Here is an 18,403-nt window from a genome sequence, read left to right as displayed (position 1 = left end):
CCCTGAACCCCCGAGGCCCATGGTCCAATCCGCCCTAGCCGACATCGACGACGTCACCACCTTGGAGCCGGCCGCCTGGCTGCACCGCCTGCCGGTGTCGCTCAGCGACGCCGACCGCGAGCTGCTCGAGGGCGCCTGGGCGCGTGCGCGGGCCGGTTACGGGGAGCGGCTGCGCGATTCCGGCGAGCCGTATTTCGCCCACGCTGTCTACACCGCGACCATCCTTGCCGAGCTGGGCCTGGACGCCGCGACCCTGGCGGCGGCGCTGATCCACGATCTGCCCGAGTTGCAGGAGGGCGCCATCGCCGGGCTGGGCAAGTATCTGGGTCCCGACATCGCCGAACTCGCCCAAGGGGTGTGCCGCATGCACGGCATCGGCCGGTTCCGTGACTCCGCCGAGCTTGAGTCGGCCATTCAGGGCGAGCGGGTTGAGGGATTGCGCAAGATGCTGCTAGCCATGGCCCGGGATGTCCGGGTGGTCTTCATCGCTCTGGCCGAGCGGCTGCACGACCTGCGCAGTTGCCGCGGGCTCGGCGAGGAGGAGCGCAGCCGCCTGGCCCGCGAGACGCGGGATATCTATGCGCCCCTGGCGAATCGGCTGGGTATCTGGCAGCTCAAGTGGGAGCTGGAGGATCTGGCGTTCCGTTATCTGGAGCCGGAGGCCTACATGGAGCTCGCCAAGCGCCTGGCCGAGCGCCGGCGCGATCGCGAGGCCTACATCGAGCAGGTTTGCAGCCAGCTGCAGGCGGCCATGGACGAGGCGGGCCTCGATGCCGAGGTCTACGGTCGCCCCAAGCATATCTACAGCATCTATCGGAAGATGCAGCGCAAGGGGCTGCGCTTCGACGACCTCTACGACCTGCGCGCCGTGCGTATCCTCGTCGACGATGAGCGCGCCTGCTACGCCGCCCTGGGGATCGTCCACGGCCTGTGGATGCCGATCCCGCGGGAGTTCGACGATTACATCGCAACCCCCAAAGAGAACAACTACCGCTCGCTGCACACCGCGGTGGCCGGCCCCGAGGGCAAGGCGGTGGAGGTGCAGATCCGTACCCACGAGATGCACGCCGAGGCGGAGCTGGGGATCGCCGCCCACTGGCGCTACAAGGAGGGCGGCAGGCAGGACGCGGAGTTTGAACAGAAGATCGCGTGGCTGCGCCAGATCCTCGAGTGGGGGCGCGAGGACGACGACGAGGGGGATTTCGTTGATCGTGTCCGTGCCGAGGTCTTCGCTGATCGGGTCTACGCCCTCACCCCGGGGGGAGACGTGATCGACCTGCCGCGGGGGGCGACGGCGCTGGATTTTGCCTACCACATCCATACTGGCCTGGGCCACCGTTGTCGCGGGGCGAAGATCAACAACCGGATCGCGCCGCTGACCCGCCCCCTGGAGAACGGCGATCGGGTTGAGATCCTCACCAGTCGCGAGGAGCGGCCAAGCCGCGACTGGATCAACCCGGAGCTGGGGTATCTCTACACCAATCGAGCGCGCACCAAGGTACGCACCTGGTTTCGGCAGCGCGATCACGACAAGAACGTGGCGGCAGGGCGCCAGGCGCTGGACAAGGAGTTGCGCCGTCTCGGGCTGGAGGAGGTGAGCACCGACGAGGTGGTCCGGCGTAGCCGCTACGCCCGGGCGGAGCTGTTCCTCTCGGCCCTAGGCCGGGGCGAAGTGACCTCTGGGCAGATCGCGGCCCTGCTGCGCGACCGGCTGCTGCCGCAGCAGCCGGAGCCCCCGGCGGCGCCCGAGCGGGCCCGCCGCCCCGAGAAACCGGGCGGTGACGATGACGTCACCGTGGAGGGCGTGGGCAACCTGCTGACCCGTATGGCCCGCTGCTGTGCCCCGGCACCCGGGGACCCGATCATCGGGTTCATCACCCGGGGCTCGGGGGTGACGATCCACCGTCAGGACTGCCGCAATGTGGAGCAGCTGCGGGAACGGGAGCCGGAACGTCTGCTCGACGTCAACTGGCGGACGGCTCCGGCCGGGCGCTATCCGGTGCGCATCCACGTCCGTACCGGGGTGCTTGACGGGCCACTGAGCGAGATCACCCGCCTGTGCGGCCACGAGGGGGTGCGCCTGGACGGCGTGCAGACCCACGCCGAACCGGCGGACGCCTACCGCATCGATATCGATGTGCAGGTCAGCGACGTCCAGCAGCTCTCCCGGCTGATGGCCAAGCTCTCGGCCAGTGAGCGGGTGGAGCGCGTGTGGCGCGGCACATGAGAGGGCGCTAATATACCCTGGCTATCGACGGTCCCTGCCAGGAGTCACCATGCGTCCCGCTTACCAGATCCTCTTCGCCGCCCTGCTGATTGCCGGGGTGGCCTCCGGTGGTTATTGGCTGACGCGTGGCGAGCCGTCGCCCGCGGGTGGCCCCCCGGCGGGGCGCGAGGCGGTGGTCGAGACCGCCGGTGCAGAGCGGGCGACGATCCGCGATACCTTCCGGGCGACCGGAACCACCCGCGCCCGGGAGGCTGTCGATGTCGTCACCGAGGCGGCCGGACGGGTCACGGCCATCGGTTTCCAGGAGGGGGCTGCGGTGGGGGCCGGACAGACCCTGCTGGAGCTGGATGCCGAGCGGGAGCAAGCGGTGCTGGAGGAGGCCCAGGCCCACTTGGAGGACCTGCAGGCGCAGCTGCGTCGAACGCGCTCCCTGCGCGAGACCGGAGACGCCACCGAGCAGGATCTGGATACCCTGGTGGCCGGTGTCGCCGTGGCCGGCGCCCAGGTCCGGGTGGCCGAGGCCCAGCTGCGTGAGCGCCGCATCAGGGCTCCGTTTAAGGGGGTAACCGGGATGCGCGAGGTCAGCCTCGGTGCTTACGTGGACCCGCAGACCGTCATCACCACCCTCGATGATACTACCACCCTGCGTGTCGGTTTCTCGGTCCCGGAGCGGCTGCTCGGGCAGCTCGAGCCCGGGCTGCCGGTGACGGCCACCAGCGCTGGGTTCGCCGATCGCACCTTCTCCGGGGAGCTGCGCCGGATCGACAGTCGTGTCGACCCGATCACCCGTACACTGCGCCTGGAGTCCGAGATCGATAACCCGGACGGGCGTCTCAAACCGGGCATGTTCCTGCAGGTCGAGCTGGAGCTCGACCAGCGCGAGGCCGTCGTCATCCCCGAGGAGGCGCTGATCCTCGAGGGCCGGGCGCGTTACGTCTACCGCGTCGACGATGGCGTGGCCCACCGGGTGGCGGTGCAGAGCGGCCAGCGCCGCGACGGCCGGGTGGAGATCGTCGCCGGCCTGCAGGCCGCTGACCGGGTGGTGGCCCTCGGCCACCAGCGTCTGAGCGACGGCGCCCGGGTGCGGGTACGCAACCCGTCGGCCGACGCCGCAGCGACCGGTGACGGCCTGGCCGAGGCCGCCCGTTGATCCTCTCCGACATCGCGATCCGCCGCCCCGTGCTGGCCACCGTGGCCAGCGTGCTGATCGTCGTCCTCGGCATCGCCTCCCTCGCCCAGCTGCCGGTGCGCGAATACCCCGACATCGATCCCCCTGTGGTCTCCATCGAGACGCGCTACACCGGTGCCGCGCCGGCGGTGATCGACACCGAGATCACCGAGCTGATCGAATCGGCGGTGAGCAGTGTCGACGGCATCCGCTCGATGACCTCGGAGAGCCGCGATGGGCGCGGCGAGACCGACATCGAGTTCGAGGTGGGCCGGGATATCGACGCCGCCGCCAACGACGTGCGTGACGCCATCGGACGGATCCTCGACGACCTGCCCGCGGATGCCGACCCCCCGGTGGTGGCCAAGACCGAGGCCGACGCCCGGCCGATGATGTGGCTGTCCCTGAGCAGTAGCCGCATGAGCCCCGAGGAGATGACCGACTACGCCGACCGTCATCTGGTGGATCGGCTTTCGGTACTCGACGGGGTGGCGCGGGTGCGTATCGGCGGCGAGCGGCGCTACGCCATGCGCATCTGGCTCGACAGCGAGGCCCTGGCGGCCCGCGCCCTGACCGTCGAGGACGTGGAGAATGCCCTGCGCCGGGAGAACATCGAGCTGCCCGCCGGCGAGATCGAGTCGGTGGCCCGGCAGCTGACCGTGCGCACCGACACCCGGCTGCGCGATCGCGACGACTTCGCTCGCCTGGTCATTGAGCGCCGCGGCGACGAGCTGGTCCGCCTGGGCGAGGTAGCCCGGGTCGAACGCGGGGTGGAGGATGACGACACCGCCGTGCGCCTGGACGGCGAGACCGCGGTGGGGCTGGGGATCATTCGCCAGTCCCGGGCCAACACCATCGCCGTCGCCGACGCCGTGCTCGCCGAGATGGCCCGGCTCGAGGATCAGCTGCCCGCCGATCTGCGTCTGGTGGTTGGCTACGACGAGTCGCAGTTCGTGCGCCAGTCGATCCGCGAGGTGGTGCGCACCCTGCTGATCGCCGTCGGGTTGGTGGTGCTGACTATCTTCGTCTTCCTGCGCAGCCTGCGCGCCACCCTGATCCCTTCGGTGACCATCCCGGTGGCGGTAATCGGCGCGTTCATCGTCATGGGTCCGCTCGGCTTCTCGCTCAACGTCCTGACGCTGCTGGCGCTGATCCTGGCCATCGGGCTGGTGGTCGACGACGCCATCGTGGTGCTGGAGAACATCCAGCGGCGCATCGACGAGGGCGAGCCGCCGCTGCTGGCCGCCTACCGCGGCGTGCGCCAGGTGGGTTTCGCGGTCATTGCCACCACCATCTCGTTGGTGGCGGTCTTCGTGCCCATTGCGTTCATGGAGGGGAACGTCGGACGTCTGTTCACCGAGTTCGGGCTGGTGCTGGCGGCGGCGGTGGTGTTCTCCAGCTTCGTTGCCCTGACCCTGACGGGCATGCTTTGTTCCAAGTGGCTGCGCCCCCGGGCGGCACAGCCAGGGGGGCTCGAAGCGGTTGCCGAGCGGTTCTTCACCGGCCTGACCGGCGGCTATCGTCGTGCGCTGGGCGGTGCGCTGCAGGCGCCCATCGCCGTGCTCGGGGTCGGGGTGGCCGCCGCCGTCGGCGCCTATGCGCTCTATCAGGCGCTGCCCCAAGAGCTGACCCCCACCGAGGACCGCGGCGTGTTCATTGTCCCGGCGAGCGCGCCGGAGGGCAGCACCGCGGCGCACACCGATGCCGGCGTACGCGAGCTGGAGGAGATCCTGCGGCCGCTGCGCGAGGAGACTGGTGAGGCTCGTCGGGTGCTGAGCATCCTGGGCTTTGGCGGGCGCGCCAATAGCGCGTTCATCATTGTTGGCCTGGAGGACTGGGGCGATCGTTCGCGGAGTCAGCAGCAGATTGTCGCCGAGACCATGCCGCGGCTGATGGGCGTCCCCGGCGTGCGCGCCTTCGCCGTGAATCCCCCGGGTCTCGGCCAGAGCGGATTCCAGCAGCCGGTACAGTTCGTGGTCGGTGGCACCGATTACGATGAGGTAGCCGGCTGGACCGAGCGCATCCTGGATCGGGCCCGGGACGAAAATCCCCGCCTGGTCAACCTCGACAGCAGCTATGACGCCACGCGTCCGCAGCTCAACGTGCGCATCGACCGTGACCGGGCCGCTGACCTCGGGGTCAGTGCCGAGGCGCTGGGGCGCACCGTGCAGACCCTGCTTGCCTCGCGCACGGTGACCGCTTACCTCGACCGCGGGCGCGAGTACGACGTCATGCTCCAGGCCGAGGCGGTGGATCGGCGCAACCCGGGCGACCTGGACCGGCTGCACGTGCGCAGCCTCAACGACGGGGCGCTGATCCCCCTCTCGGCCTTAGTCACCTTAGAAGAGGAGGGCGCGCCGCCGGCTCTCAGCCGCGTCGATCGCCTGCCGGCGGTGACGCTGACCGCGTCGCTGGCGCCGGGTTACGACTTGGGCGCGGCCCTGGCTTACCTCGAGCAGGTGGCCGCCGAGGAGCTGCCCGCCACAGCGCGGATCAGCTACCTGGGCCTGTCGGACGAGTTCAAGCGCGCCGGCGGGGCGGTCTTCCTCACCTTCGGTCTGGCTCTGCTCATCGTCTTTCTGGTGCTCTCGGCGCAGTTCGAGAGCTTCGTCCATCCGCTGATCATCATGACCGCGGTGCCGCTGGCCATCACTGGGGCCCTGGGTGCGCTTCTGCTCGGCGGCAGCAGCCTGAACATCTACAGCCAGATCGGTATGATCCTGCTAATCGGCCTGATGACGAAGAACGGGATCCTGATCGTTGAGTTCGCCAATCAGCTGCGGGACCAGGGCTACAGCGTGCGCGAGGCCATCCACGCCGGGGCGGTGCTGCGCTTCCGTCCCGTCTTGATGACGGCGATCTCCACAGTCTTCGGAGCGGTCCCCCTGGTTCTGGCGCTGGGCGCCGGGGCCGAGAGCCGTGCCGCCATCGGTACCGTGATCATCGGCGGCATGGGGTTTGCGACCCTGTTGACGCTGTTCGTCATCCCGGTCCTTTACGACTGGCTGGCTCGGTACACGACCCCGGTCAATGTGGTCGGTGCCGAGCTGGAGCGCCTGGAACGGGCCCACGGCGCGCCGCGGGCGAGGGAGTGAACTCAGGGAGGAGTCCACGGTGACTGGAATACGCATGGCAGCGGGATGGGCGCCGGTTCTGCTCGGAGCCGTGCTGCTGCTCGCCGGCGGCGCGGCGTCCGCCGACGGAGTGTGTGCCTCCGCGGAGACCACCGCTGTCCACAAAGTGGCCGGGCAGATAGACGATCGCCCGGCTCCGGACGAGACGATCCAGGTGTGCGGTGTGGTGACCGGCGCCTTCCTCGGTGAGGACGGGCTGGACGGCTTCTTCATCCAAAGTGTCGAGCCTGCCCCGGACGGCAAGCCGGCGGGGCTGTTCGTCTATGCCCCCGAGCTGGCATCCGAGCAGCGTGAACGCATCGAGCCCGGCCGGCGGGTCCTGCTCACCGGTCGTGCCGGCGAACACCGCGGGCGGCCTCAGCTCGAATGGCTGGAGGCGGTCCGCGACTGCGGAGAGGCCGAGCTGGCCCCCCATCCCGTGGCGTGGCCGGCGGCCGATCCGGAGCGCCTGGAGGGAGTGCTGGTGCGCATCCGGCCGCCAATGGTGGTCAGCGGCAACCACGAGCTTGCGCGCTACGGTACCCTGAAGCTGACCCCTGAGCGGCGCGCCTTCCGCCCCACCAACTTCCTGCCTGGGCACGGCCCTGACGATCCGGCCCTGATCGCGGGACGCCTGCGTCTGGATGACGGCAGCTACCGGAGCCGGCCCGATCCCATACCCCACCTGGATGCCGACGGCACGCGGCGGGTGGGGAGCCGGGTGACGGACCTGACCGGAGTGCTGACCCACGCCTTCGGCGCCTGGCGCCTGCACCCGACCGAGCCCCCCGGGTTCGAGCAGTCCAACCCGCGACCCGGGTCGCTGCCGTCGCCGGAGCCGGGCACGGTGCGGGTGGCGGCCTTCAACGTTGAGAACTACTTCCTCACCCTGGGGGAGCGCGGTGCGGCCAGCCGGGCAGAACTGCAGCGCCAGCGGGCCAAGCTGCTCGCCGCCGCAGAATCCTTGCACGCCGACATGCTGGTGCTGGTGGAGATGGAGAATCGCCGGGACGCCCCCGAGGACTTCATCGAAAGGCTGGCTGCGGCCACCGGCCACCCCTGGCGCTTGGCCAGCGGCGGGGAGACCGGCAGCGACGCCATCAAGGTCTCCCTGGCCTATCGCGAAGATCGGGTCGAGCCGCTGACCGGGACCGTTCGTGATGCCCGGGGCGTTCATCACCGCCCGCCGCCGCTGGCCGCATTTCGACCCCGTGGGGGTGGGGATCCCTTCGCCGTGACGGGCATCCACTTCAAGTCGAAAACCCGTTGCCCGGATGCCGGGGACGTGGATCGAGGCCAGGGGTGCTGGAACCGGCGCCGGACCGAGCAAGCCGAAGCGCTGGTCGAGTACCTCGAGCGCTGGCGCAGTGAGCGCGACGAGCTCCTGCCGGTGCTGATCGCCGGCGATCTAAACGCCTACGGCGGCGAGGATCCGGCGCGTGCCCTGGCCGCGGCGGGCAAGGTGGATCTGCTCGCCGAGCACCTGCCATGGCCCGAGCGCTACACCTACGTCTTCCGTGGTGAATCGGGCTACCTGGATCATCTGCAGGCCCACCCGGCGCTGGCCGGGCGCGTGGCAGCGGTTCACCGGCATCCGATCAACGCCGACGAACCGCGCTTTCTGGAGTTCGACAGTGACCCGCAGCGCGTCCGCGACGACGCCTACCGCTCCTCCGATCATGATCCTGTCGCCGTGGACCTCGAGAAGGTCGAATAGATGCCCGGCTCAGGCGGCGGGCCTGCCCGGGGTCGTGTAATCCCCCCGGGGGTGGATGTCGGGCCGGGTACGTGAACATCCACCGGGTTTCCCTGTATCTTGTCGCGATGGACCGCGAAGAGCTCCAGCAGACCCTCACCGAACTCCGCCACGACCTGCTCGGCCTCGACGGCGAGGCGGCCCGCCTCCGGGATGCCCCCTGGCTGCCGCCCTGGGAACGGCTTCTGCGCCGTATGGACGGGCTCATCGCCCGCCTCGAGCGCGAGGATGAGCCCCTGCTGGTGGTCTTCGCCGGCGGTACCGGTGCCGGCAAATCCACCCTGGCCAACACGCTGGCCGGCTCGGCGGTGGCCGCCACCAGCGCGCGCCGGCCGACCACCTCGGTGCCCACGGTGATCGGACGCCCCGGCGATCTGGATACGGTGCTGCGCCGCGGCGTCCTGGCCGCGGAGGCCGAACGCGCCGCTCTGCGCACGGCCCCTCTGGAGTCGGTGCCGGAGGGCCTGGTGGTGGTGGATGCGCCGGATGTGGACAGCGTCGAGACCGCCAATCGCGCCGCCACCGAGCGCCTGCTGGAGGTGGCCGATGTCTGGGTCTGGCTGGCCACCGCCCGCACCTACGCCGACGAGGCGGGCATGGTCTATCTGCGCCAGGCGGCGCAGCTGGACGTCTCGACCCTGGTCGTGCTGACCCAGGCCAGTGATGCCGAGGCGCACGAGATCCTCCCCGACCTGGCCGAGAAGCTCGACGCCGCCGGCCACCGCACCGTCGAGACGGCGCACCTGCCCACGGCGCCGGTCTCCGGCGAGCGCCTGCCCGAGTCGGTGGCCGGGCCGGTGCTTGAGCGGATCCGCGCCCTCGCCCCGGCGGAGCAGCGTGCCGCCCATCGGCGCCGTACGGTGCTCGGTGCCGTGCGCTATCTGCCGGCAGAGGTCGACGCCCTGCTTGAGGCGGTCGATTCGGAGCGCGCTGCGGCCCGCGGTTTGGCCGCCACCGTCGAAGAGGACTACGCCGACGTCCCGCAGCGCGTGCTCACCCAGCTCCACGAGGGGGAGCCCTTGCGCCGGGAGGTGCTGCGCCGCTGGACCGAGCTGGTCGGCAGTGGCTGGCTGCAGCGCCAGCTCCATGCGGCGGTGGGTCAGCTCTCGCCGCGGCGCTGGTTGGCCTGGTTGCCGCTGGGCCGAGGGGGGCGTCAGGTGGAGCAGGAGGCCAAGGAGGAGGCCCGCGCTGGTATCGCCGAGATGCTGCACACGGTTCTCGAGCAGACCGCTGCCGGCGTGGAGAGTGCCTGGCAGCAGGAACCGGTGGGTCGTGCCATCTTCGCCCGGGAGCCGCGTCCGCGTGCCGCAGGTTCAGTCGCCCGGCGTGCGGATGCCGAGGCGCTGGTGGCGGCCTGGGAGCAGCAGGTCGCCGAGCACGTGGCCACCATCGGTCGGGCCAAGCTCAGCTGGGCCCGCCGGGCAACCACCGGCATCAATGCCACCTTCACCAGCGCCGTTCTGGTCCTCTTCACCCTCAGTGGCGGCCTGAGCACCGGCGAGCTGGCCCTGACCGCCGCAGGTTCGACCACGACCCACACGGTCCTCTCGCGGATCCTCGGCGAACGCAACGTCCATCAGCTCATCACCGATATCCGCGAGGATCTCCACAACCGGGTCGCCGAACTCGCCGAGTCCGAGGCGCAGGTCTACCACCGGTTACTGACTGTGGCAGCCCCGTCGCCGGAGGCGGTGGATGCGGTGCGGGCCCGGCGGGATGCGCTGGCGGGGGAGCTGTGATGCGCCGGCTGGACTCGAGCAGCAGCGGCGTCGCCACGCGTGGGACGAGCGACGTGGATACCGGCCTGGAGACCCTGGAGGCGCTGCATCGCCTCGGTGCCGGTCGCCTGCCGCCGACGCTGGTCGACGAGATGGCGGATGTGCAGGGACGGGCCCGGGAGCGTCTGGCCCGCTCACGGGATCATGTCGTGATCGCCGTGGCCGGCGGGACCGGCAGTGGGAAATCCTCTTTGGTGAATGCCCTGGTGGGCGAGGAGGTCTCTGCCCCGGGGGTACGCCGGCCGACGACGGATCACGCGGTGGCAGTGACCGTGGGCGAGGATGACCGGGTCGCAGCGCTGCTCGACTGGCTACAGGTCTTCGAGCGGCGTAGCGTGCCGGATGGTCGCGGACGCAGTGATCTGGATGGTGCGGTGCTCCTCGACCTGCCCGATATGGATTCGGTGGTGCAGGACCACTGGGCGGTGGCTGAGCGGCTGATCGAGCGCTGCGACCTGCTGCTGTGGGTTGTCGATCCGCTCAAGTATGCCCACGCGCTGGCCCATGAGGGGTACTTCGCCCGCCTGGCCCATCATGCCGAGGTGCTGATGGTCGCCCTGAACCATGCCGATCGTCTCACCCCGTCGGATCGGGATGCCTGTCTGGAGCACCTGCGAGAGCTGCTCGGCCGCCAGGGCCTGCAGGCGGTGGAGCTGCTGGCCACGGACGCGGTCGGGGGCGAGGGCGTCTCCCGGCTGGCCGAGCGGATCGCTGCCCGGGTGCATGAACGCCGCGCGCCGCTGGAGCGTCTCCGTGCCGATGTCACCGAACTGATCAGCCGGAGCGCGGCGTGTCTACCCGATCCCGAGCGCCTCGAACTCGACGGCGAGAGGCTGGTGACAGCCCAGCGCCAGGCGGTGAACGAGGCCGAGCTGCTTGCCGGTGCCGCCGGAGCCTATCGTCAGGCCGGCATGCGGGCCGTGGCCTCACCGCTGAAGCGGTTGCTCGGCGCGCTGTTCTCGGGCCTGCGCGGGCGTCCCGCGGTCACGGCCGTCGCCACCTCGGCGCTGCCGCGGCCGAAGGTTGCCGAGCCGCTGCTGCGTGACGGCCTGTTGCAGGCCATCGAGCCGGCCGCGGCGCGGTTGCCGGAGCCGGCTGCAGAGCGGCTTCGCAGCCTGGCAGTGACTGCAGCGGTGCCGCGCGCCGGCGAGCTGCGGGGGCGATTGGGCGAGCTGGCCTGGTCGCCCCGTCCGCGCCTCTGGTGGCGGGGGGTGGGGGCCTTACGGGGCGCCAGTGAGGCCGCCGCGCTTTTCGGCGGGCTCTGGCTGGTCACGCGGGGAGGTGCCGAGTGGCTGGCCTTGCCGAGCGTGCCCGCGCCGGCGGTGGCGGGTGAGATCAGCTGGCCCTTTGCCCTGCTCGCCGGCGGCAGTGTGGCCAGCCTGCTGCTCGGCTGGTTGGGGCGCGCACTGCTCGGGCCCGGAGGTCGGCGCCACGCACGGCGGTTGGCCGGGCAGCTGGCCGAGGCGGTGGCGGGGGCCGATGGGGGGGCGATGGCCGACGTGCACGAGGAGTTGGCCAGTTGCCAGCGCCTGAGCGCCCGAACCCGCAGCGCCGCCACCGAGGTGGCGGCGTCGGGGCGCCGGTGAGGGCGGCTGCGGGTCAGTCGAGGAGCGGGTAGGTGCCGTTCTCGTCGTGTACCTCGCGGCCAGTCAGGGGCGGGTTGAAGACGCACATCAGGCGCAGCTCCTCCTCGGCGCGCAGGTAGTGCTTCTCGTGGCCGTCGAGGCCGTACAGCATGCCCGGCTCGATGGTGTAGGTTTCACCGCCGACGACCTCGATCGCGCCCTTGCCCGAGATGCAGTAGACCGACTCAAGGTGGTTGGCGTACCAGATGAACATGTTAGTGCCGGCCTTGATGATGGTCTCGTGGAACGAGAACCCCATCCCGTCCTCCTTGAGGATGATCCGGCGGCTGATGAATTCATCGGTCTCGACCTCGCGGTCGGAGCCGATGATGTCCTGCATGTGACGCACGATCATGGTTGACCTCGCTTACTGGATGGGCCGGGCGACGGAGGGCCCGGTGCACTCGGTTCGTTGATGAGGGTGGGGGAGATGGCCGGCGGCGACCCGGGCCGCCACCGGCCGGGTACGGTTCAGGCCAGCCCGCGGCGCTGCATCGCCTCGCCGAGGGCGCGCTCGATGATCGCCAGGCCCTCCTCGAGGTCCCGGTCCTCGATGATCAGCGGCGGCAGGAGCTTGAGCACATCGTCCTCGGGGCCGGAGGTCTCGATGATCAGCCCGTGCTCGAAGGCGATCTCCGAGATCGTGCTGGCCAGCTCCTTGTCCTTGGTGAAGCGAATCCCGCGCATCATGCCTCGACCGCGGTGTTCGCCGCCGGCGCGGGGGTACTTGTCGATCAACTCCTGCAGCGCCTCGTAGATGCGACGGGCCTTGCGCTCGGTCTCGCGCTGCAGGGTGTCGTCGCTCCAGTACAGTTCCAGGGCGCGCTTAGCGGTCACGAAGGCCAGGTTGTGGCCGCGGAAGGTGCCGTTGTGCTCGCCCGGCTCCCAGATGTCGTGCTCCGGCTTGACCAGGGTCAGCGACATGGGCAGCCCGTAGCCGCTGATCGACTTGGAGACGGTGACGATATCCGGCGTGATGCCGGCCTCTTCGAAGCTGAAATACGGTCCGGTGCGGCCGTTGCCGGTCTGGATGTCGTCGACGATCAGTAGCAGGTCGTGCTTGCGGCAGAGCTCTTCAAGGCCCTTGAGCCACTGCATGCTGCAGGCGGCCAGGCCGCCCTCGCCCTGGACCGTCTCGGTGATGATCGCCGCCGGGTGGTCCACGCCGCTGCCCTTGTCAGCCAGGAGCTTGTCCATGTACTCCAGCGTGTCGACGTCCTGCCCGAAGTAGCCGCAGTACGGCATGCTCTCGCTGTAGGTCAGCGGGAACCCGGCGCCCTTGCGCTTGAAGGCGTTGCCGGTGACCGCCAGGGAGCCGACGGTCATGCCGTGGAAGGCGTTGGTGAACGAGACCATGCGCTGACGGCCGGTGACCTTGCGGGCGATCTTCAGCGCTGCCTCGACGGCGTTGGTGCCCGTCGGCCCGGGGAACTGCACGCGGTAGTGCATGCCGCGCGGCTCAAGGATGAGCCGGTGGAAGGTCTCCAGGAACTCGGCGCGGGCCACCGAGGCCATGTCCAGGCTATGGACGATGCGGTCGTCCTGGAGGTACTCGAGTAGCGGCTTTTTGAGCTCCGGGTTGTTGTGCCCGTAGTTCAGCACGCTCGCCCCGGCGAAGAAGTCCAGATAGCTGTGGCCGTCGGTGTCGTAGACCCGCACGCCGCTGGCCTTGTCGAACGGTTTGGGGAACGTGCGGATGTAGGAGCGCACGACCGACTCGTGCTGCTCGATGGTCTGCATTACATCAAGGGTCATGGCGTCTTTGCCTCGGTTGTGACTTGCAATGGATTGGGCGGTCTGCGGCGCCCGGCGCCGCAGACTTAGCGAATAGGGGCGATCCGGTAGTGCTCTTCGGACTCATGGCCCGGCGGGAAGTGATCTTCGCGGAAGTATTCGCTGACCTGAATCTCGGCTCCGTGCTCACGGGCGATGGCCGTGAACAGGCCGCGGGAGGCCGCGTTGGAGGGCGATATGGTGGTCTCGAGGACGCGGGCATCACGGGCGCCCGGAGTCTCGAGGAAAGCGCGCACTAGGCGTTTGCCCAGCCCCCGACCCTGGGCGTCCGGGGCGATGCCGATCTGCCATAGGAAGACCGAATCGGGCCGCTGCGGCAGGCGCAGGCCGGTGACGAAACCGAGCAGGGCGCCGTCTTCTTCGGCCACCACGCAGGTGTCCGCGAACTCCGTGCAGAGGAGCAGGTAGAGGTAGCAGGAGTTGACGTCCAGGATGCCGGTACGCTGGACCAGCTGATGGATGGCGGCGCCGTCTTCCCGCTCGGGCGGACGAAAGACGATGGATGGTTCTTCGGACAACGAGCTGCGCTCTTGTTCGCGAGATACGCATTAATTACAGCAGCCGCCCGGGGGGCGGTCAAGCGAGGTGGTCCCGGCGCCGTCGCGGCAGCGCCCGGGTCGTCGGGGGCGTCGATCAGCGGTATATTGCCCCGTCGCAAGGCCCGCAGAAACCGTCGGCGCCCCCGCCGCTGGGGCGCGGGCAGCGCAGGAGGGATGGGATGACACAGACCGTCATCGTTGCCCTGGAGACAGCCACCGAGGGGTGCTCGGTGGCTGTCTACCGGGACGGTGATATCTTCGAGCACAGCGAAGAGGCCCCGCGTCGGCACACGGCGCGGCTGCTGCCGATGCTCGAGGCCGTGATGGCGGAGGCCGGTATCCGTGGCGAGCAGGTCTCGGCGGTGGCCTTTGGCCAGGGACCCGGGGCCTTCGCCGGGGTGCGCCTGGCGGCCTCTTCGGCCCAGGGGCTGTGCACGGCGTGGGGGGTGCCGGCGCTGCCGGTCTCCACCCTGGCCGCCCTGGCCGAAGGGGCCCGCCGCCGACACGGGGCGGGGCAGGTGCTGGCGGCCCTGGATGCCCGCATGGGGCAGGTCTACTGGGGCAGCTACCGCACCGTGGGGGGCACGGGGGTGGCGCTGGCGGGGGGTGTCGAGGCCGCCGATGCGCCGGAGGACGTGGACGGCGGCGGCACCGACTGGTTCGGGGTCGGGCGCGGCTTCGCCGCCTACGCCGGGCGGTTGCCGGACACCGGTGCCGGCTGTGACCCCGAGGCCCTGCCCGAGGCGCGCGACCTGTTGCCGATGGCGCTGGCCGCTTGGCAGGCCGATCGCGCCATTCAGGCCGAGGCGGTGCGCCCGGTCTATCTGCGCGAGGGGGTCTAGACGCGCGCTACTTATCCCGGTCGAGGCAGTCCAAAAAGCCTTCCGCCAGCTGTTCAAGCAGCTGGAAATACGCCTCCGGTCCCGGTTCCAGGCCGGCCCCCAGGGGGTCGAGTTCGCCGGCGCGGGCATCCAGGCCGCGGACCAGCGAGCGGACGATGGCCGGCTGGAACTGCGGCTCGCTGAACACGCAGACGGCGTCCAGCTCGCGGATCTGTGCCCGCAGCTCGTTGAGATGGCGCGCCCCCGGGGGCTGTTCGGGGTGGATCGTCACCGCGCCGACGGCCTGGAGGCCGAAGCGGCGCTCAAAGTACTGATAGGCGTCGTGGAAGACAACGTAGGGGCGCCCGCGGACGGGTTCCAGGCGCTCGCTGAGCTCCGCCTCGAGCGCCGACAGGCGCTGCTTCTGCGCCTCGGCGTTGTCGCGGTAAGTGTCCGCGTGCTCGGGGTACAGCTCGGCCAGCCGTTCGGCCACCGCGGCGGTGATCTGTTGAGCGTTCTGCGGATCCAGCCAGATATGGTAATCGGTGCGGTGGGCCTCTTCCGCGCCGTGGTCGTGCCCGTGCCCGTGCTTGTCCCAGGCCTCGCCGTCGCGGCCGCCAAGCAGGCGAATGCCGTCGATGTCGGCGGCGACCAGCACGCTCTCCGGGTCACCGCGGGCATCCAGGGCACGCTCCAGGAAGGCCTCCATGTGCGGGGAGATGTGGACGATGAGATCGGCATTGCGCACGGCGCGGGCCTCAGAGGGGCGCATGGCGTAGGTGTGCGGCGAATCCCCGGCCGAGAGCAGGAGCTCCGGCTCGCTGACCCCCTCGGTTACCCCGGCAACGAGGCTGTGTAGGGGCTTGATCGAGACGACCACCTGCGGTGCCGCTGCGGCGGATCCGGAGGCCAGCAGGGCGAGGGCGGTCAGGATGGCGGAAAGCGCTCGCATGGGTCGAATCCCCGGGATTTCTTCATGGAATCGTTATGTTATACAATACCAAAATGCGCAACAACGGCGAACACGACATGGCCCGCTTGCACCGCCCGCTGGTAACGGGTTTCCCCGGCGACGATCACGATCACGGCGTTTGCCGCGAGACGGTCCTGGCCACAGCTGATGCCATCTGTCGCGGACGGGGTATGCGCTTTACGCGGCTGCGGCGTCGGGTGCTGGAGCTGATCTGGGACGAGCACCGGCCGGTCAAGGCGTACGAGCTGCTCGATCGCCTGCGCGCCGAGCGCACCGGTGCAGCGCCGCCGACGGTCTATCGCACCCTCGACTTCCTGCTCCAGGAAGGGCTGATCCATCGTGTCGAGTCGCTCAACGCTTACGTCGGTTGCGGCGATCCGGGGCATGTCCACCCCGTGCAGCTGCTCGTCTGCCGCTCCTGTGCTGCGGTGGCCGAGCTCGCCGACGACGACGTGGCCCAGCTGCTCCGGCAAAAGGCCGGGCAGCTTGGGTTTCAGGCCGATTCCGCCGTGGTTGAACTCGAAGGTGTATGCCCCCGGTGCAGCGGTTAGCCATGCAGGCGTCCGGTCCATCCGCGTTGATCCGCCTGCAGGACGTGGCCGTGGCCTTCAGCGGGCGTTCGATCCTGCAGGATGTCAGTCTGGACGTCGTGGCTGGACGGATCACGACGCTCGTCGGCAACAACGGCGCCGGAAAGACCACCTTGTTGCGGGTGGTGATCGGGCTCACGCATCCGTCTGCAGGGCAGGTGCGGCGGGCATCCCGGGTGCGCATCGGCTACGTGCCGCAGCACTTCGCGGTGGACGTCAATCTGCCCATCACGGCGCGGCGGTTCATGGCGCTGTCCGGGCGCGCGGACGCCGCCCGTTGGCAGGAGGTCGTGGCGGACACCGGCGTGGCGGGGCTCCTCGATCAACCCCTGCAGGGGCTCTCCGGCGGCGAGATGCGCCGCATCCTGCTCGCCCGTGCGCTGCTCCAGCACCCCTCGGTGCTGGCGCTCGATGAGCCGGCGGCGGGCCTGGACGGGCGCAGCCAGGGAGCCCTCTATCGGCTGATCGGCACGCTCCGGGATCGCTACGGCTGTGCCGTGGTGGTCATCTCCCACGACCTGAACCTGGTCATGGCGGCCAGTGACGAGGTGCTCTGCCTCGAGCATGGCCGGATCGCTTGCCGCGGTGCGCCGGCATCGGTGATCGAGCACCCGGAGTACCAAAAGCTCTTCGGTTCTCACCTGGGGCCGGATACCGGGGTGTTCCCTCACGACCACCATGATCATCCGGCGCACGGCCCGGCGGGAGGTGACCGTGGATGAGTTCATCCTCACCGCGCTGGCCGCCGGCCTGGGCCTGGCCATGGTCGCCGGGCCCCTGGGTAGCTTCGTGGTCTGGCGGCGGATGGCCTACTTCGGCGAGACCCTGGCGCACTCCGCGTTGCTGGGCGTGGCCCTGGGGTTTCTCTTCGGCATCAACCTCAACCTCGGCATCCTGGTGGTGTGTGTCGTTGTGGCGGTGCTGCTGGTCGTTCTGCGCCAGTACCAGCGGCTGGCCAGCGATACGGTGCTCGGCATTCTGGCGCACAGCTCCCTGTCCCTCGGGCTCGTGGCCATCGCCTTTATGGAAGGGCTGCGCGTCGATCTGATGGGGTATCTCTTCGGCGATATCCTGGCGGTGACGCCCACAGATCTCTACTGGATCTACGGCGGCGGGGTGCTGGTACTCGCCACCCTGGTGGGTATCTGGCGGCCGCTGCTCAGCCTCACGCTGCACGAGGAGATGGCGCGGGTGGAGGGGGTGCGCGTGCTGCCGGTTCAGCTCGTCTTCATGGCCCTGGTGGCGGCGACCATCGCCCTGGCCATGCAGATTGTCGGCATCCTGCTGGTGATCTCCATGCTGATTATCCCCGCTGCCGCGGCGCGGGCCTTCGCCCGGACCCCGGAGCAGATGGCGGTCGTAGCGGCACTGATCGGCGCGCTGGCGGTGCTGGGGGGGTTGGCCGGATCGTTCCGTTGGGATCTGCCCACCGGGCCGGCCATCGTGGTCAGTGCCACGGCCCTCTTCGCGGTGGTGACCAGCGTCCGGGGTGCGGTCGCTGCCCGTCTCTAGTTACGCGAGTCGCCGTACAGCGCCTGCGGGTCGACCTGGGGCGGCTCGCTGACCACCAACCGGTCGCCCTGCACCACGTTGTAGAAACAGGTGCGCCGCCCCGTATGGCAGGCCGGTCCCTGCTGGTCCACCCGCAGCAGGAGGGTGTCGCCGTCACAGTCGAGACGCAGCTCGCGCAGATACTGCACCTGCCCCGAAGATTCGCCCTTGCGCCAGAGCGTCCCGCGCGAACGGGAGTAGTAACAAACGCGGCCGGTCTGTAGGGTTTCCTCCAGGGCTTCCCGGTTCATCCAGGCGAGCATCAGCACCTCGTTGCTGTCGTGCTGCTGAGCGATCGCTGGCAGGAGGCCGTCGGCATTGAAGGGCAGGCTGTCGAGCACTGCCGACCAGTCCAGGCCGTCTCCCGGGCGAGCTGTCTCATTCTGTTCGATCATGGGGGGAGAGGATACAGACTGGAGGCGAGCGGCTGAAGCCGGCAAGCTGGATGGAGCGAGCAACAGGAGGAGT

At 69.7% G+C, this 18,403-nt stretch carries 15 protein-coding genes; 10 read left to right on the top strand and 5 right to left on the bottom strand.

Features of this window, described 5'->3' with window-relative positions:
• The 6 genes from LRA98_RS04685 to LRA98_RS04660 all read left to right on the top strand — a co-directional run.
• A partial coding sequence (locus tag LRA98_RS04685; protein WP_338018546.1) for a RelA/SpoT family protein occupies window positions 1-2,227 on the top strand: 2,227 nt, incomplete at its 5' end.
• A gap of 49 nt (window positions 2,228-2,276) precedes the next feature.
• Window positions 2,277-3,377 carry an efflux RND transporter periplasmic adaptor subunit gene (locus tag LRA98_RS04680; protein ID WP_238632546.1) on the top strand — a complete coding sequence of 367 codons (1,101 nt, stop codon included), beginning with the start codon at window positions 2,277-2,279 and terminating at the stop codon, window positions 3,375-3,377.
• Window positions 3,374-6,490 carry an efflux RND transporter permease subunit gene (locus LRA98_RS04675; protein WP_238632545.1) on the top strand — a complete coding sequence of 1,039 codons (3,117 nt, stop codon included), beginning with the start codon at window positions 3,374-3,376 and terminating at the stop codon, window positions 6,488-6,490. Before LRA98_RS04680 ends, LRA98_RS04675 begins: the two co-directional genes overlap by 4 nt.
• A gap of 34 nt (window positions 6,491-6,524) precedes the next feature.
• The gene (locus LRA98_RS04670) at window positions 6,525-8,225 is read left to right on the top strand and encodes an ExeM/NucH family extracellular endonuclease (protein WP_201242064.1); all 1,701 of its coding nucleotides are present in this window, start codon (window positions 6,525-6,527) and stop codon (window positions 8,223-8,225) included.
• A gap of 107 nt (window positions 8,226-8,332) precedes the next feature.
• Window positions 8,333-10,003 carry a GTPase gene (locus tag LRA98_RS04665; protein ID WP_238632544.1) on the top strand — a complete coding sequence of 557 codons (1,671 nt, stop codon included), beginning with the start codon at window positions 8,333-8,335 and terminating at the stop codon, window positions 10,001-10,003.
• Window positions 10,003-11,628: a GTPase family protein gene (locus LRA98_RS04660; RefSeq protein WP_238632543.1), complete on the top strand. Its 1,626-nt coding sequence runs from the start codon at window positions 10,003-10,005 to the stop codon at window positions 11,626-11,628. The genes LRA98_RS04665 and LRA98_RS04660 overlap by 1 nt, the downstream gene beginning before the upstream one ends.
• A 13-nt stretch (window positions 11,629-11,641) precedes the next feature.
• On the opposite strand, the gene LRA98_RS04655 is transcribed toward LRA98_RS04660, so the two are convergent.
• The 3 genes from LRA98_RS04655 to ectA form a co-directional block, all read right to left on the bottom strand.
• Window positions 11,642-12,022: an ectoine synthase gene (locus LRA98_RS04655; protein ID WP_238632542.1), complete on the bottom strand. Its 381-nt coding sequence runs from the start codon at window positions 12,020-12,022 to the stop codon at window positions 11,642-11,644.
• Between the two features lie 116 nt (window positions 12,023-12,138).
• Window positions 12,139-13,422, bottom strand: coding sequence for a diaminobutyrate--2-oxoglutarate transaminase (gene ectB / locus LRA98_RS04650; RefSeq protein WP_238632541.1), 1,284 nt, complete (start codon window positions 13,420-13,422; stop codon window positions 12,139-12,141).
• 65 nt (window positions 13,423-13,487) lie between these two features.
• A complete protein-coding gene (gene ectA / locus LRA98_RS04645; protein WP_238632540.1) occupies window positions 13,488-13,979 on the bottom strand; it encodes a diaminobutyrate acetyltransferase in 492 nt (163 codons plus the stop codon).
• 200 nt (window positions 13,980-14,179) lie between these two features.
• Here ectA and tsaB point away from each other — a divergent pair, with 200 nt between their 5' ends.
• Complete coding sequence (tsaB, locus tag LRA98_RS04640) at window positions 14,180-14,842, top strand: tRNA (adenosine(37)-N6)-threonylcarbamoyltransferase complex dimerization subunit type 1 TsaB (RefSeq protein ID WP_238632539.1); 663 nt, start codon at window positions 14,180-14,182, stop codon at window positions 14,840-14,842.
• Window positions 14,843-14,849: 7 nt separating this feature from the next.
• Here the strand turns inward: tsaB and znuA are convergent, their stop codons facing one another.
• Window positions 14,850-15,773: a zinc ABC transporter substrate-binding protein ZnuA gene (znuA, locus tag LRA98_RS04635; protein WP_238632538.1), complete on the bottom strand. Its 924-nt coding sequence runs from the start codon at window positions 15,771-15,773 to the stop codon at window positions 14,850-14,852.
• A gap of 35 nt (window positions 15,774-15,808) precedes the next feature.
• Between znuA and LRA98_RS04630 the strand changes: the two genes are divergently transcribed.
• From LRA98_RS04630 to znuB, 3 genes are read left to right on the top strand one after another with little or no spacing between them, the layout of a single operon-like run.
• Window positions 15,809-16,345, top strand: a complete 537-nt coding sequence (locus LRA98_RS04630; protein ID WP_274519762.1) for a Fur family transcriptional regulator — start codon at window positions 15,809-15,811, stop codon at window positions 16,343-16,345.
• A 2-nt stretch (window positions 16,346-16,347) separates the two neighbouring features.
• Window positions 16,348-17,106, top strand: coding sequence for an ATP-binding cassette domain-containing protein (locus LRA98_RS04625; protein WP_238632537.1), 759 nt, complete (start codon window positions 16,348-16,350; stop codon window positions 17,104-17,106).
• Window positions 17,063-17,896 carry a zinc ABC transporter permease subunit ZnuB gene (gene znuB / locus LRA98_RS04620; protein ID WP_207189713.1) on the top strand — a complete coding sequence of 278 codons (834 nt, stop codon included), beginning with the start codon at window positions 17,063-17,065 and terminating at the stop codon, window positions 17,894-17,896. Before LRA98_RS04625 ends, znuB begins: the two co-directional genes overlap by 44 nt.
• Here the strand turns inward: znuB and hisI are convergent.
• On the bottom strand, window positions 17,893-18,330 hold the full coding sequence (gene hisI / locus LRA98_RS04615) for a phosphoribosyl-AMP cyclohydrolase (RefSeq protein WP_201171338.1): 438 nt from the start codon (window positions 18,328-18,330) through the stop codon (window positions 17,893-17,895). The genes znuB and hisI overlap by 4 nt on opposite strands.
• Between the last annotated feature and the right edge of the window lie 73 nt (window positions 18,331-18,403).

Origin of the sequence: Halorhodospira sp. M38 (assembly GCF_022227985.1) — a bacterium.
Lineage (GTDB): Bacteria > Pseudomonadota > Gammaproteobacteria > Nitrococcales > Halorhodospiraceae > Halorhodospira > Halorhodospira halophila_A.
The sequence above is the reverse complement of the archived record's forward strand: the minus strand, read 5'-3'. Positions and strand labels throughout refer to the sequence as shown.

Coding starts and splice junctions, on each gene's coding strand:
- LRA98_RS04680 (WP_238632546.1), top strand. CDS start 2,277: ATGCGTCCCGCTTACCAGATCCTCTTCGCCGCCCTGCTGATTGCCGGG.
- LRA98_RS04670 (WP_201242064.1), top strand. CDS start 6,525: ATGGCAGCGGGATGGGCGCCGGTTCTGCTCGGAGCCGTGCTGCTGCTC.
- LRA98_RS04665 (WP_238632544.1), top strand. CDS start 8,333: ATGGACCGCGAAGAGCTCCAGCAGACCCTCACCGAACTCCGCCACGAC.
- LRA98_RS04660 (WP_238632543.1), top strand. CDS start 10,003: ATGCGCCGGCTGGACTCGAGCAGCAGCGGCGTCGCCACGCGTGGGACG.
- LRA98_RS04655 (WP_238632542.1), bottom strand. CDS start 12,022: ATGATCGTGCGTCACATGCAGGACATCATCGGCTCCGACCGCGAGGTC.
- ectB (WP_238632541.1), bottom strand. CDS start 13,422: ATGACCCTTGATGTAATGCAGACCATCGAGCAGCACGAGTCGGTCGTG.
- tsaB (WP_238632539.1), top strand. CDS start 14,180: ATGACACAGACCGTCATCGTTGCCCTGGAGACAGCCACCGAGGGGTGC.
- znuA (WP_238632538.1), bottom strand. CDS start 15,773: ATGCGAGCGCTTTCCGCCATCCTGACCGCCCTCGCCCTGCTGGCCTCC.
- LRA98_RS04630 (WP_274519762.1), top strand. CDS start 15,809: ATGTTATACAATACCAAAATGCGCAACAACGGCGAACACGACATGGCC.
- LRA98_RS04625 (WP_238632537.1), top strand. CDS start 16,348: ATGCAGGCGTCCGGTCCATCCGCGTTGATCCGCCTGCAGGACGTGGCC.
- znuB (WP_207189713.1), top strand. CDS start 17,063: ATGATCATCCGGCGCACGGCCCGGCGGGAGGTGACCGTGGATGAGTTC.
- hisI (WP_201171338.1), bottom strand. CDS start 18,330: ATGATCGAACAGAATGAGACAGCTCGCCCGGGAGACGGCCTGGACTGG.